The sequence below is a fragment of the Marmoricola sp. URHB0036 genome, assembly GCF_000426045.1.
Lineage (GTDB): Bacteria > Actinomycetota > Actinomycetes > Propionibacteriales > Nocardioidaceae > Marmoricola.
In genome coordinates this window covers 13,083-28,262 of record NZ_AUEP01000019.1, presented here as the reverse complement: position 1 = coordinate 28,262, position 15,180 = coordinate 13,083, and the positions used below count along the sequence as shown (strand labels likewise).

Here is a 15,180-nt window from a genome sequence, read left to right as displayed (position 1 = left end):
AGGCTCCGGATCGGCGCGACCGTCGGGCCACCGAGCCCGTGGCACGATGACCCCACCCGTGCCGGACTGCCCCAGGAAGGACCGATGAGCAGCCTCCCCTCGCCCCGCTTCAGCATCGTCAGCGCGGTGTACGGCGTCGCCGGGTATCTCGAGGACTTCATCAGCTCGATCGACAGGCAGACCTTCCCACTCGACCGCGTCCAGGTCGTGATGGTCGACGACGGCTCGGTCGACGGCTCGCTGGCCATCCTCCAGCGCTGGGCCGAGCGCCGCCCCGAGCTGGTCACCCTGGTCACGCAGGAGAACGCCGGCCAGGGTGCCGCCCGCAACGTCGGCATGCAGCACGCCACCGGCGAGTGGGTGACCTTCCCGGACCCGGACGACGTGGTCTCCGAGGGCTACCTCGAGAACGTCGACCGGTTCATCACCGAGCACGCCGAGGTCGACCTGGTCGCGACCAACCGCTGGATCTGGGACGACGAGGCCGGCGACCCCACCAACACCCACCCCCTGCGGCACATGTTCCGCCGCGACCGGCTGGTCGACCTGGTCGCCGACCGCCACCACTTCCAGGGCAGCGCTCCCGCCGCGTTCTTCCGGCGCGATCGGTTGGAGGCCGAGGGCATCCGGTTCGATGACCGGATCAAGCCGGCGTTCGAGGACGCCCACTTCACCATCCGCTACCTGCTCTCCTTCGACCGGCCGATGGCGGGCTTCCTGCAGTCGGCGCAGTACCACTACCGCAAGCGGAGCGACGGCAGCTCGACGCTGCAGACCTCCAGGGCCCACCCGGGCCGTTACGCCCAGATGCTCGAGCTGGGTCTGCTCGACGTCGTGCGGGTGGCGCTCGAGCGACACGGCGGGGTGCCCAGCTGGCTGCAGTCGCACCTCGTCTACGACCTGTCCTGGTACTTCACCCTGACCGACGCACAGGCACCCGCCGGTGCACCGACCAGCGGACCGGCAGCGGAGCGCATGCACGAGCTCATCGCCGAGGTCATCCGGCACCTCGACGTGGACATCTACGTGCCGCAGACGTTGGTCCCCATCCAGCGCGCCCCTCGCTACGTCATCCAGCACGGCTACGCCGGTCGCCGCTGGCACGAGCCGTTCGTGCTGTTCACCGAGCTCGACCGTCGTGAGGTGCTCGTCCAGGCGACGTACTTCTTCACCGGCGACCAACCGGTCGAGGAGATCGTCGCCGACGGAGAGGTCGTGCAGCCCCACCACGCCAAGACCGTCGAGTTCGCGTACGCCGGCCGGGTGCTGCTCCGGCGCCGGGTGCTCTGGGTGGCCGCCAATCGGAAGACCACGGTCCGTCTCGACGGCGAGGAGATGAACGTCGTCTTCCAGCTCCCGCCGTTCGAGGTGAAGGTGGCCACGCCGGGTGCCATGCGCTGGCAGATCGGGGAGCACTCCGGCCGCGTGCGCCGCGAGTCGGCCGCCCTGATCGACCCCGAGCCCGAGACCAAGGAGGGCCGCCGGGCGCAGCGCCTCTGGTCGCGTCCGCGCATCCAGCGCAAGTACCACCACGCCTGGGTGCTGATGGATCGCATCCACGACGCCGCCGACTCCGCCGAGATCCTCTTCAGGCACCTGCGCGAGCACCACAGCGACGTCAACGCCTGGTTCGTGGTCGAGGAGGACACCTCGGACTGGAAGCGGCTGCGCTCCGAGGGGTACGCCGACCGGCTGGTCGCCCACGGCTCGATGGCCTGGCGCTTGCTGATGGCCAACGCGCTGCACCTGATCTCCTCCCACGCCGACGAGGCGATCACCAACCCGCCGGCCATCACGGAGTTCACCCACCCCGCGTGGAAGTACCACTTCCTCAACCACGGCGTGATCAAGGACGACCTCTCGGCCTGGCTGAACCGCAAGCCGATCGAGACGTTCGTGACCAGCACCGAGCAGGAGCTCGCCTCGATCGCGGGCGACTCGACGTACGTCTTCTCCACCCGCGAGGTGAAGCTGACCGGCATGCCGCGCTTCGACCGGCTGCACGAGGTCGGCCAGCGCTTCGGGCCCGACCAGCGCGACCTCGTGCTCGTCGCGCCCACGTGGCGCAACGAGCTGGTCCCCCAGCCCGAACCCGGCTCGCAGCGCCGGACCCTCGACGCCGCGGCCATCGCCGGCTCGGAGTTCATGCAGTGCTGGCGGGAGTACCTCGGCGACGAGCGGCTGCGCGCGGCAGCCGACCGCCACGGTGTCCGCGTCGCTTTCCTGCCGCACCCCAACCTGCAACCGGTGCTCACCGAGCTGGGCCTCCCGGCACACGTCGAGCTGCTGTCCTACGACGGAGCCGACGTGCAGGAGTACTTCGCCCGGGCCCGCGCCTTCGTCACCGACTTCTCCTCGGTGGCGTTCAACGAGGCCTACCTCGAGCGACCGGTCGTCTACTACCAGTTCGACGAGGACAAGGTCCTCGGCGGTGGTCACGTCGGCCGAGCCGGCTACTTCGACTACCGGCGCGACGGCTTCGGTCCGGTGACCATGACGGCACCCGAGGCGGTCGACGCCACCCTGGCGGCACTGGAGCACGGGCCCACGCCGATGGAGCCGTACGCCGCACGCATCCGCGGCACCTTCCCACCGCGCGACGGCCAGTGCAGCGAACGTGTCTACCAGGCCGTGCGCCGAACGATGCGCAACCGCACCAAGGACGCTCCGGTGCCGACTCCCGTCCTGCGCTCGGTCGTCCCGGCACTGGACACCGAGACATGACCTCCCCGGCGTCGGTGGTGGCGATCGCCGGCAGCTGCCCGACCCGCGACAACTTCAACTCCCGCTTCAACCCGGACTACAAGCGCTGGTTCTCCTGCGACCTGGCCACCAACCAGACCTCGATGGTCGCGCAGATGTCTCCTCCGGTGGAGATCACCTGGAACCCGTTGAAGCCGATGAACGACTACGACGTCTGGAACATCAACAGCGACCTCAGCCGCGAGTTCCTACCGTTGCTGGCCGAGCTGAGGCCGGCGTACCTCGTCGTCGACTTCTTCGCCGACGTGCACTTCGGCGTCGTACGCCTGCCGGACGGGACGTTCGTCACCAACAACCGGTGGAAGATCCAGAAGACCGACTGGTTCGAGGAGCAGCACGCGCTCGGCACACTGACGCCGCTGTCCCTCCAGCGCGACACCGAGGAGTACCTCTCCCTCTGGCGCGAGGCGATCGAGCGGTTCGCGGCGTACGTCGCCGAGCACTGTCCCGACACGACCGTGGTCGTGCACCGCGGCTGGAACACCAACCTGGTCCGGGTCAAGGACCGGCCCGAACCGATGCGGATGCGGCGTTACAAGCCCATGCGACCCTTCGACGTCAAGCGCGGCAACGAGCTGTGGGCCGTCCTCGACGACTACTGCATCGACCGGTTCGGCTGGGAGTCGATCGACCTGCGTGACGAGCAGTTCACGTCGTACCCCGAGCACCCGTGGGGCATCTTCTGGGTGCACTACGAGCCGGAGTACTACCACCGCTTCCTGGCCGAGCTGCACAAGGTCCACCTGCGCCACTCCTCGCTCGACGCCGACGTGCAGGACCGGATGCAGGAGATCGAGGACGCGGTCCGCGAGTCCGGCGACCGGCGCTGGCGGCACGCCCAGGCGCTGGCCGACAGTCGCGGGGAGATCGTGGCCGAGCAGCGGGCGCGGATCGAGTACCTGGAGTCGCTGGGCCCGGGCCGAGCGGTCAAGTTCGCCATCGGGCAGCGGTTGCGCGCCCGCAGGGCGACCAACGAGGAAGATACGTTGGCATGAGCCGAAACGTCGCAGTGATCCTGGCCGGTGGCGTCGGGGCTCGGGTCGGCCTGGAGATCCCCAAGCAACTGATCAAGATCGCCGGCCACACGATCCTCGAGCACACCCTGGCGCGGCTCGACTCCCACCCGGCCGTCGACGACGTCGTGGTGATGATGGCCCAGGGTCACCTCGACGCCGTGCACGCCATCATCCGCAACGGCGGCTACACCAAGGTCCGGCACGTGCTCGAGGGGGCCGAGACCCGCAACGGGACCACCCGCAAGGCACTCGAGGTCGTGGAGGACGACGACATCGTGCTGCTCCACGACGCGGTGCGGCCGCTCGTCAGCGCCCGCATCGTCTCCGAGTGCTTCGAGGCGCTGGAGACCTACGACGCCGTGGACGTCGCGATCCCCTCGGCCGACACGATCATCGAGGTCGACGAGCGCAACGTCATCGCCGCGATCCCGCCCCGCGCCAACCTGCGCCGCGGCCAGACCCCGCAGGCGTTCCGGGTGCGCACCCTCCGACGGGCGTACGCCGCGGCCGCGCAGGACCCCGACTTCGCGGCCACCGACGACTGCTCGGTGGTGCTGCGCTACACCCCCGAGGTGCCGATCTGGGTGGTGTCCGGCGAGGAACGCAACATGAAGGTGACCGACCCGATCGACGTCTACCTCGCCGACAAGCTCTTCCAGCTCACCTCCGACGGCCTGCCGGCCACGCTCGGCGAGGAGGCCTACCAGGAGGCGCTCACCGGCAAGACGATGGTCGTCTTCGGCGGCAGCTACGGCATCGGGGCCGACATCGCCGACGTCGCTCGTGCTCACGGCGCCGACGTCTTCACCTTCAGCCGCTCCTCCACCAACACGCAGGTGGAGCGCCGCGAGGACATCCGCGCAGCAGTGGCCGACGTGCTGGCGGCCACCGGGCGCGTCGACTACGTCGTCAACACCGCGGCCGTCCTGCCGCGCGGGCTGCTCACCGAGACCAGCGAGGAGACGGTCTGGGCGGCCACCGAGATCAACTACGTCGCTCCGGTGATCATCGCCCAGGAGTTCTACCCGCACCTGCTGGCCACGGGCGGCGGCCTGCTCTACTTCACCTCCAGCTCCTACACCCGCGGCCGCAGCGGCTACAGCCTCTACTCCTCGGCCAAGGCGGCGGTGGTGAACCTGACCCAGGCCCTCGCCGACGAGTGGTCGGGCGACGGCATCTCGGTGAACTGCATCAACCCCGAGCGCACCGGCACCCCGATGCGCACCAAGGCGTTCGGCCTCGAGCCGGCCGGATCACTGCTGGAGTCGACCGAGGTGGCGCGCCGGTCCCTCGACGTCCTGGTCAGCGGGGAGACCGGCCTGATCATCGACATCCGCCGGGACGACCCCTTGTCACCCAAGGCAGCGCTGGAGGTCGACGAGCTCGACGACGGCCCGGCCGACACCTAGATTGCTCGGCGCCCTCCTAGACTGCGAGGGTTCCCGGCCCCGATCCCGAGACGAGCTGAGTCCGACATGCCCGCCACGCCCGTGCGCCAGTCGGTGCTGGGGGTCGCGCGCAAACTGGCCTCACCCCGGGTCAAGGCGGCCGTACGCCGCGCCGGCGGCCGACCGCTGGTGGCCTTCGAGCGGCGCGGGCTGACGCCCGAGCTGAGCGTGGTGATGCCGGTCTACAACATCCGCGAGTACCTCGCCGAGGCCATGGACAGCGTGCTCACCCAGAGCCTGCACAACCTCGAGCTGATCGCCGTCGACGACGGCTCGACCGACGGCTCGATGGACATCCTGCGCGACTACGAGCGGCGCGACCCCCGCGTGCGCGTCTTCAGCCAGGCCAACTCGGGCCAGGGCATCGCGCGCAACCTCGGGGTCAGCCACGCCCGCGGCGAGTTCCTCACCTTCGTCGACTCCGACGACACGGTCCCGCCGCAGTCGTTCGCGCACATGGTCGCCGTGCTGCGCCGGTCGGGCTCGGACTTCTGCGTCGGCAGCGTGCGGCGGTTCAAGAACAACGAGTACACGCGCACCGTGTGGGCCCGGACGGTGCACACCTCGGACCGGCTGGGGACCACGATCGAGGAGTTCCCCTACGCGATGCAGGACATCATCGCCTGCAACCGCATGTTCCGGACCGCGTTCTGGCGCGACGAGGTGGGCGACTTCCGGGGACACATCGCCTACGAGGACCACGTGCCGATGCTCACGGCGTACGTCCGCGCCGAGAAGTTCGACATCCTCCGCAAGGTCACCTACAACTGGCGGATCCGCGAGAACCTCACCTCGACCGGGCAGCAGAAGGCTCGCCTGCAGAACCTCCTCGACCGGATCGCCGTCAAGGAGGAGGCGCACGAGCTGCTCAGGGCCGAGGCGTCCGACTTCGTCTACGACACCTGGGTCGGACGCACCCTCGAGGTCGACTTCCCGCCGTTCATCGTGCACGCCGTCCGGGCACCGGGCAGCTACCGCAACCTGCTGACCGCCACCTTCCAGACCTACCTGGGTCGCGCCACCGACCGAGCGCTCGACCTGGTCACGGTGCGGCAGAAGGTGCGCGCCCAGCTGGTCGCGCAGGGACGCTGGGACGAGATGTCCGCGGCCGACGCCTACTTCGAGGACATCGGCTACGTGCCGAAGGCCGAGGTGCGCGACGGGCGGGTGGTCGCCGTCGTACCCGACGACCCCGAGCTCTCCTTCCTCCGCGGCCACCCCGAGCGGGTGCTGCGGCTGTCGCCGCTGGAGTGCCACTTCGAGGGCGTGATCGAGCACATCGTGTGGTCCGCCGCCGAGGGTCGGGTGGAGATCAGCGGCTGGGCGGTGCTGCGGGCACTGGGCATCACCGGTCGCACGGCCGAGGTCCGAGCCTGGTTGGTCGACGAGGCCGGCGAGGAGCGCGAGATCCCGGTCAACGGCCACGTCTTCCCCCAGGCGAACGTGTGGGGCAGCCAGCAGTACGCGCCGTACGACGGGGGTGGGTTCCGCGCCATCGTCGACCTCGACTCATTGCCGGCGCGCACCGCGTCGTGGCACCTCGAGGTGGAGACGACGTACGACGGCATCAGCACGCGGGGCGCCATCCACAACCAGGTCCGCGAGTCGGCCGGGGCCCGCGAGTCCGGGGTGGCGCACACCTGGGACGGCACGAGCGCCACGGTGCGCGCGCGTTGGCACGGGGACGCCGGACTGTGCCTGGACGTCGACACGGACCCGGTCGTCGTCACCGCGCTCGACGCCCGGCCCGACGGGCTGACCGGCAGCCTGCGCGCCCCTACGGGCGGAGCCATCACGAGCGTTCGGCTCGAGGCTCCCGATGCTGCGCCGATCGACGTCGCCACCACCCCGACCGCGAGTGGGGTGGACTTCGGCGTCCCCTGGCCGCTCCCCGGTGACCCCGACCTCTGGCACCTGACCGTGCAGACCGGGTCCCGTCGGAAGACCCCGCTGTGGCCCGACGACCTGGAGCTTCCCTCACGCGCAAGAGCCCGCTGGAAGCGGTCTCCCGACGGTGGGCCGTCGGTGGTCCCGGCGGTGCCGACCCTGGAGGTCACCGGCGTCCGGCTCGACGACGAGAGCATCACCGTGACCGTGCATGCTCCCGAGGCTGCCGAGGAGCAGATCTCGGCGACCACGCTTGCCAACCCCCGCACCACGCTGCCGCTGCTGGGCGTCACCAACCACGACGGCGACTGGCAGCTGACGTTCGGGCTCTACGTCAGCGACTTCGACCGGGAGCCACACCCCGCACCGAGTGCCCGCTACGAGCTGACCCTCGACGTCCCGGGTGGACCCAGCCACGCCATGGTCGCTCCGTCGTACGCCGGCCGGATGCCGGAGCGCCTGTTCGGACGGCTCACCAACCTGCGGGTCACCCAGTGGCGCAACGGCCGGTTCGGCGTCTACCTGGAGCCGGCTCTCCCGCCCGACGCGCTCGGGCCGGCGAACAAGCGACGCCTGCGCGACGCCTACCGCAGCAAGGCGGTGACCCCTAGCGACAGCGTGCTGTTCGGCTGCTACCGCGGCGAGTTCGCCACCGACAGCCAGCTGGCGCTCGACCTCGCACTGGCAAGGCAACGACCCGAGCTCACCCGCTACTGGGGAGTGGCCGACACCTCGACGATGGTGCCCGAGGGTTCGGTGCCGCTGCTGATCGGCAGCTCGGAGTGGTACGACGCACTGGCATCGTCCCGCTTCGTCTGCAACAACATCGACTTCGGTCCCTGGTTCAAGCTGCGCCCGCAGCAGCGCTACCTCCAGACCTTCCACGGCTACCCGTTCAAGTCGATGGGCATCGACTTCTGGCGCAGCAAGGGCTTGTCCGAGGAGGAGGTACGGCGCGAGGTCGATCGTCGCAACCGTGAGTGGGACACGCTGCTGATGCCGAGCGAGGAGTGTGTCGCCTACTACCGCGACCAGTACGAGTTCACCGGCGACGTGCTGGTCACCGGCTACCCCCGGTGCGATGCGCTGGTCAACGACGACGCTGTCGCCGTACGCCGGACCGTGCTGGCGCGCCTGCGCGTCGACGAGGGCCAGACCGTCGTGCTCTACGCCCCGACGTACCGCGACAAGCTGAACACCCGCACCTTCGCCGCCCGACGCTTCGACGCTCTGGAGCTCGGGCTGCTCGCTCGCCTCCTCGGGCCGCGACACACGCTGCTGGTGCGCGGCCACAACAACAACCAGCGCGAGCTCGACCGGGTGACTGGGATGGCGCAGGTGGTCGACGTCACCGACTATCCCGACATCAACGAGCTCACCCTGGCTGCCGACGTCGCCGTGCTCGACTACTCCTCGCTGCGCTTCGACTGGGCCATCACCGGAAAGCCGATGGTGTTCTTCGTGCCCGACCGTGAGGAGTTCTTCGCCCTGCGTCGGCCACTGTTCCCCTACGAGGGCACCGCGCCCGGTCCGTGGACCACCACCACCGAGGAGGTGGCCGCCGCGTTGAGCGACACCGGCGACCTGCGGCTGCGCTACAGCGACGAGATCGAGCAGTTCAACAAGCGGTTCAACGCGCTCCACGACGGAAACGCCTCCGACCGGGTGATCGCGGCGTTCTTCACCGACCGGGAGACCGAGTGAGCGACCGTCCCGCCGCGACCCCGCTCCCCGAGGGCAGCGTGCTCCTGCACATCGGTCCGCAGAAGACGGGGTCGACCGCGATCCAGGAGTCGCTGCACAACGCGCGCGAGCGGCTCGCCGAGCTCGGCGTGTACTACCCCGGGCCCTACCGCCGCCCGATCGAGGCCGGCTGGGCCGTGCTCGGTCACGGCGCCCCGCTGGGCCGGCCGGAGCCGCGCATCGAGACCTGGGACACCCTCATCGCGGGTCTGCACGCCAGCCCGCTGCCCCGGCGCATCCTGAGCAACGAGGACCTCTCCCGCGGCAGCGACGCCGTCGTCGAGCGCATCGTCCGCGACGTGGGCGCCGACGACATCCAGCTGCTGTACGTCGCCCGCCGCTACGACCAGCTGCTGCCGTCGCACTGGCAGGAGCGGCTCAAGGCCAGGATGACGCTGTCCTTCGAGGACTTCCTGCGCACCGTGCTCGAGGGCGAGCCGACCACGTGGGAGTGGCGGCTGATGTGGGAGTGCCAGTTCCCCGACCAGGTGCTGGCCAGCTGGGGCCGCTTCGTCCCGCCCGAGCGCACCACGGTGATCGTTCTCGAGGGAGGTGACCACGACGCCCTGCCCCGAGCCTTCGAGCAGCTGCTCGACCTGCCGACCGGCCTGCTGGTCCCGCCCGACGTGGTGGCCAACCGCTCCTACACCTTCCCCGAGGCCGAGGCGCTGCGTCGGATCAACCGGCTGGCGGCCCAGGAGAGGTGGCCGGACCGCCGCTACCTCGACCTCGTGCGCCGCGGGGTGGCGAAGCGCTGGACGAACTCGCCTCGACCCGAAGGGGCGCCGCGCATCCCGGGTCTGCCCGCGTGGGCGCTCGACCGGGTCAACGACCTCGCCGACCGGCAGGCCGACGCCCTGCTCGCCTCGGGCTGCCGCCTGATCGGCTCCCCCGACAGGCTGCGCACCCGCGACCGGGTGACGCCGTACGACGGACCGATGGAGCTCGCCGAGGTGCCGCTCGACCTGCTCGAGGCAGCGGTCGGGTCACTGGCCGAGCGAGCAGCCACGACGCGCAGGCGCTCCCTCACCGCCCAGCGGGAGCGGCTGTCGAAGGAAGGCCCCGCACCGGTCGGGACCCGGGAGCTGGTCCGCGAGCTCGGTCGCCGCGTCGTACGCCCTCTGCGTCGGTCGCGCACCTAGGCGCTGTCAGCGACGTCGACGGGCGCCTGCCGAGCGCGGAGGGGCGGCCCGCATGTGGTCGCGCACCGGTGTCAGGAGGTCGGTCAACGCCTGGGTCTGGGGACGCGACAGCGCAGCGAACAGCTGCTGGCGGAGCACCTCGACGTGGCCGGGGATCACCTGGGCGACCCGTGAGCGCCCGGCGTCGGTGATCGTCACGGTCACGCTGCGTTCGTCGTCGACCGACGGGGCCCGCACGACGAGGCCGGCCTTCTCGAGCAGACCGGCCTGGTAGGTCAGCCCGCTGCGGCTGTAGACGACCCCGTCGGCGAGGTCGGTCATCCGCTCGCTGCCGGTCGGCGAGTCCAGGCCCAGGCGCGCCAGGAGCTGGAACTGCACGTAGCTCAGGTCGCCTTCCTCGCGCAGCTGCTGCTCGACAGCATGACGCAGCAGCCCGGCCACCTCCATCAGTGCGAAGTAGGCACCGAGCTGGTCGGCGTCGAGCGAGGCGGGCGAGTCGGCCATGCTGCCACCCTACAACTGCTTCACCTTCGAAACATTTGCTTTGAGTTCGAAGCATTGCTATCGTCCGTCGTGTGCTTCGAGTTCGAAGCATCTCCACTCCAGAAGATGAGGTCCCGCCATGAAGGCCATCCGTTTCCACCAGTACGGCGACGCCGAGGTGCTGCGCTACGAGGACGCCCCTCTCCCCGTTCCCGGCACCGGCCAGGTGCGCATCCGCGTCGCCGGGACCACGTTCAACGGCGTCGACGGCAACATCCGCGCCGGACTGATGCAGGGCCCGATGCCCCTGACGCTGCCGCACACCCCCGGGCTCGACGTCTCAGGCACCGTCGACGCGCTCGGCGACGAGGTCAGCACCCTCCGCATCGGCGACGAGGTGATCGGCTTCCTGCCCTTCGTCGTCGACGGCGCCGCGGCGGAGTACGTCGTCGCTGACGCCGAGACCCTGACGTCGGCCCCGACCTCGATCCCGCTCGCCGACTCGGCCGCGCTGCCCGTCGTCGGGCTGACCGCCTGGCAGGCGCTGTTCGAGCACGCCGAGCTCAAGCCCGGGCAGCGCATCCTCGTCAACGGCGCGAGCGGGGCGGTGGGTGGGTACGCCGTGCAGCTGGCCAAGGCCGCCGGCGCTCACGTCATCGCGACGGGCGGGGTCGGAGCGCGCGGACACCTGGTCGCCCGCGGCGCGGACGAGGTCGTCGACCACACCACCACCGACCTGAGCACGGCCGCGATCGAGCCGGTCGACGTCCTGCTCAACCTCGCCCCCATCACTCCTGAGCAGTTCTCCGCTCTGAGCACCCTGGTCGGCGACGGCGGCGTCATCGTCAACACCACCGTGTGGATGCCCGCCCCGAGCGACGAGGAGCGCGGCGTGCGCGGCATCGACCTCTACGTCCGCAGCGACGCGGACCAGCTCTCCGAGCTCGTGGCGCGCATCGACCGCGGCGAGCTCGTCGTCGACGTCGCCGAGCGGGTGGCACTGCCGGACCTCGCGTCGGTCCACGCCCGCGCGGCCGCCGGGAAGCTGTCGGGCAAGATCGTGGTCCTCCCCGGCGCCTAGGGTCCGGGTGCCGTCCGCGGCGAGAGCGCGTATCGCCCGTTTTCGTTGACGGAACGTTCCATCAAGATCGGGTCTTGGTGGAACGTTGCGTCAACGCGATGGCGCGCACACCGACCCCGGGCGGCCGGAACGGACCGGTGGTCTCCGTCGGGATCGCGGGTGGTTGGAGATTTGCCTGTTTTGCTCCGCGGCGAGAGACCTCGGCCCGAGAATGTGCGATGGCACGCGGAAAGACCGTCGACTCGCCACTCTGACCACGCGCAGTCCCTCCAGGACCCATCCGGGAGCTTCGTCTGATGACGTTCACGCAGGCCGTCCGCTCGGCGCTCGGCAACTACGCCACCTTCTCCGGACGGGCGAGGCGCTCGGAGTACTGGTGGTTCTACCTGTTCACGATCCTGGTGAGCCTGGCGACCTCGGGCGTCGACTCCGTCTTGCGCTATGCCTTCGACAACGAGGTCGGCGTCGTCAACACGATCGCCAGCCTGGCGTTGCTCCTGCCGAGCCTGGCCGTCACGGCGCGACGGCTGCACGACACGGGGCGTACCGGATGGTGGATGGTGCTACCGGTGGTTCCAGTGCTGGCCACCGTCGTGGTCGGCTTCGCAGCTCTCTTCACCATCGTGTTCAGTGCCGTCTCCAGTGCGAACGACATCAGCAGCGCACCGGTGCTCGCGACGGTCGCACTCTTCATCGCCTGCGCGTTGTGCGCGCTCGTCGCGTGCGTCACCCTGCTCGTGTTCCTGTGCCTCGACTCCGAGCCGGGAGCAAACAGGTACGGCCTCTCACCGAAGCAGCCCGTCGCCCCGACCGGCCCTCTTGGCCACTACCCCCCGTCGACCTCCGGTTCCGACTCGCCGCCGTGGCAGTCCCGGGAGCTCTGAGTCCGGAGGCCTCAGTCGAAGAACGCGGAGACGGCTCGATCAGCGGCATGGCCGTCCTGGCCGGCGTGGAAGCGGGCCTGGAACGCGGCGTAGTCGGCCGCGTGGACGCGGCGCAGGGCCTCCAGGTCGCGCAGTGCGGTCGCGACGTCCTCGGTCGTGGCCAGCAACGGGCCCGGGGCCGAGGACCGGAAGTCGTAGAGGAACCCGCGACCCTCCTCGTAGGCCGCGAGGTCGGGAACCATGAACACCATCGGGGTGCCGACGACACCGATGTCGAAGCGCAGCGAGGAGTAGTCGAGGACCGCGACGTCGGCGGCCAGGATCAGGTGGTTGATCTCGGGGTAGTCCGTGACGTCGAGGATCCGTGCGCCACGAGGCCGCTCGGGATGACGGGCATGGAACCGGTGGCCACGCAGCAGCACGACGTACGCCGGACCGAGCAGGTCGGCCAGCCGGGCGAGGTCGAGGTCGTCCTGCAACCGGGCTGCCCGGTAGTTGGTGGCCATCGTGTCGCGCCAGGTGGGGGCGTAGAGCACGGCCGCCTGGTCGTCGCCGATGCCCAGCCGGCGACGCGATTCCGCACGCACGTGCGGGGCCGACGGGGCGAGGAGCGCGTCGTCGCGGGCGTACCCCTGGTCGACCACCGGCCCGTCGTAGGCGAACTCACGTCGGTAGTGCTCGGTCATCTCCGGGCTCGGGCTCATCAGCAGCGTCCAGTTGCGCGGTCCGTGGTCGAGGTTCTGCTCGATGCGGCCCGGGGTCAGCCCGTTGGCGCGCCACAGACCGAGTCCCATCACCTTGCCGGGGTTGCCGTGCCAGGTCTGCAGCAGCCGCTGCTCGGGGCGACGTCGGAACCAGCGCTCCATCTCGATGTTGGTGACGATCCAGCGGGCGCGGGCGAGGGTGTCGTACCACTCGCGACTGCGGATCAGCACCGGCTCGGCGCCGTCGGGAAGGGGCACTCCCGGGTCGTCGACGCACCAGCGGACGCGTACGTCGGGCCGCTGGCGGCGCAGGCTCTCGTGGATCGCCAGCGGGCTGTCGGTAGGCCACTGGCCGGTGTAGGACTGGAAGTACGCGAGCCCCGGGTCGACCGGCTCGGTGACGGCGGCGTACTCCTGCTGGAGGCGACGTTGCGCATGCGGACCCACCTCGTCAGGGCCGCGCAGGTCGTCGAGCACCAGCCGGGCCGTGCCGCCGCTCTCGCGCACGGTGAGGCGGTGTCGGCCGCCGCGGAGCTCGAGCGGATCTGCGGCGACCGGGCGCCCGTCGAGGCGGAGCTCGTAACCACCCAGGGGCAGCGGGCGCTCCCCCAGCCCCCACACGTCGACGACCAGCCGGAGCACGACGGTTCCGTCGCCGTCGGTCGTGCCGGAGACCTCGCCGCCCGGGCCGGTCACGGTCACCTGGCCCGGCGTGGAGATGGTCAGCGTGGCCGACTCGCCGTCCCAGCCGAGGGCGGTCAGGCGAGGGCCGGCCTTCGGCGACGACGGCACGGCGGGCAGCGGTCCCCGGCGTACGACGGCGCCAGAGCGGTACTCGAGCTCGCCCGCGAGATCGGCCTCGGTGACCCGCAGCCGCCAGCCGCCGGCGCGGTGGTCGGTCCACGACTCGGCGGCGATCCGGTCGGCGTGCTCGTCGCCGGACGGCTCCGCCTCGATCACGTGCCCGCCGGCGTGCAGGGTGACGCGATCGTCCGGGCCGGACGGCACACCACGGACGATGACGACCAGGTCGATGGCTCCGGCGTCGGCATGCCGCACGGTCGCCCAGAGCGGCGTCTCGCGCTCGTCGAGGGTCAACACCTCGACCGGCGCCTCGACCCCGAAGTCGGCGGTGATCCGACCCTCGGCGTCCACGTGGGTGGGGAAGTCGTCGGGCTCGCGCCAGCGGCGCAGCACCAGGGCCGTGAGGTCGTCGCGACGTCCCTCGGCCACCAGCCAGGCCTGCAGCCGGGCCTCGACGCGTACGGCGGTGAGGTCGGCGAGATCGACCAGCCGTTGCGTTGTACGACGCAGGGCGTCCCAGGTCTCGCCGTCGAAGGACTCCACGTCCTCGACCAGCGACGGCAGCCGGCGATCCAGCAGTCCCGCGGCCCAGGCCGGGACCAGCTCCTCGGCCAGCTTGCGAGTCGTGTCCTCGACGACCGCAGCCAGCGCGCGGACCTCGGCTGCCCGGCGCGGCAGGTGACCGAACGGCAGACCGTGCTCGCGGTGGTGGTCGTGGTGCACGACGTCCGGGATCGTGGCGACGTCGAGGCCGGCCAGCATCGCGTCGGCGAAGCGCCCGTGGACCGGCTCGAAGTCGAGGGCCTCGAGGACCTCGTCGACGACCCGGAACAGCCGAGCACCGAGGTCGAGCGCCACCTCGGGCGCCGGTCGGTGGGCACGGTCTCGCCAGGTCGCGTCGATGCGCTCGGAGACGCCGGCTGCGGTGGGGGCGCCGGAGCGCCGAAGCCTGGTGAGCAGGGCGGCGGTGGCCCCGGCCGGCGTGGTGTCGGTCGCCTCGATGAACCGGACGTACTCCGCACGGCTGAGCGCCAGTCCGGCCCGGCGAGCGGCGGCCAGCGACTCCTCGGGGGGCGCGGAGTCGTCCGGCGGCGTACTCCGCCACGAACCCCACGGCACCAGCACGACCTCCGGCCGGACGCCCGTCTGGGCACGTACCGAGGAGAGGCACTCCTCGAGATGGCGCGCCTGCGTCTCCGAGACCGTGACGACGAAGGCAACCTCC

9 protein-coding genes are annotated in these 15,180 nt (G+C 70.7%); 7 read left to right on the top strand and 2 right to left on the bottom strand.

Features of this window, described 5'->3' with window-relative positions:
* Positions 1–84 precede the first annotated feature (84 nt).
* The 5 genes from H976_RS0119455 to H976_RS0119435 all read left to right on the top strand — a co-directional run bounded on the left by H976_RS0119455 (position 85) and on the right by H976_RS0119435 (position 9,999).
* Positions 85–2,724, top strand: coding sequence for a CDP-glycerol glycerophosphotransferase family protein (locus H976_RS0119455; RefSeq protein ID WP_027862899.1), 2,640 nt, complete (start codon positions 85–87; stop codon positions 2,722–2,724).
* Positions 2,721–3,758, top strand: coding sequence for a DUF6270 domain-containing protein (locus tag H976_RS0119450; RefSeq protein ID WP_027862898.1), 1,038 nt, complete (start codon positions 2,721–2,723; stop codon positions 3,756–3,758). Before H976_RS0119455 ends, H976_RS0119450 begins: the two co-directional genes overlap by 4 nt.
* Entirely contained in the window at positions 3,755–5,188 is a 1,434-nt protein-coding gene (gene ispD, locus H976_RS0119445) for a 2-C-methyl-D-erythritol 4-phosphate cytidylyltransferase (RefSeq protein ID WP_027862897.1), read from the top strand. The genes H976_RS0119450 and ispD overlap by 4 nt, the downstream gene beginning before the upstream one ends.
* 66 nt (positions 5,189–5,254) lie before the next feature.
* Entirely contained in the window at positions 5,255–8,818 is a 3,564-nt protein-coding gene (locus H976_RS0119440) for a CDP-glycerol glycerophosphotransferase family protein (RefSeq protein ID WP_027862896.1), read from the top strand.
* Complete coding sequence (locus H976_RS0119435; protein WP_027862895.1) at positions 8,815–9,999, top strand: hypothetical protein; 1,185 nt, start codon at positions 8,815–8,817, stop codon at positions 9,997–9,999. Before H976_RS0119440 ends, H976_RS0119435 begins: the two co-directional genes overlap by 4 nt.
* A gap of 6 nt (positions 10,000–10,005) precedes the next feature.
* Here H976_RS0119435 and H976_RS0119430 read toward each other — a convergent pair whose 3' ends face one another.
* Complete coding sequence (locus H976_RS0119430; RefSeq protein ID WP_027862894.1) at positions 10,006–10,503, bottom strand: MarR family winged helix-turn-helix transcriptional regulator; 498 nt, start codon at positions 10,501–10,503, stop codon at positions 10,006–10,008.
* A 118-nt stretch (positions 10,504–10,621) separates the two neighbouring features.
* On the opposite strand from H976_RS0119430, the gene H976_RS0119425 reads away from it, so the two are divergent.
* Complete coding sequence (locus H976_RS0119425; RefSeq protein WP_027862893.1) at positions 10,622–11,563, top strand: NADP-dependent oxidoreductase; 942 nt, start codon at positions 10,622–10,624, stop codon at positions 11,561–11,563.
* 296 nt (positions 11,564–11,859) lie between these two features.
* Positions 11,860–12,447 (top strand): DUF805 domain-containing protein, encoded by a 588-nt coding sequence (locus tag H976_RS29110; RefSeq protein WP_051277102.1) that lies wholly within the window; start codon positions 11,860–11,862, stop codon positions 12,445–12,447.
* 11 nt (positions 12,448–12,458) lie between these two features.
* Here the strand turns inward: H976_RS29110 and H976_RS29105 are convergent, their stop codons facing one another.
* Entirely contained in the window at positions 12,459–15,074 is a 2,616-nt protein-coding gene (locus H976_RS29105) for a CDP-glycerol glycerophosphotransferase family protein (protein ID WP_155918546.1), read from the bottom strand.
* Positions 15,075–15,180: the final 106 nt, after the last annotated feature.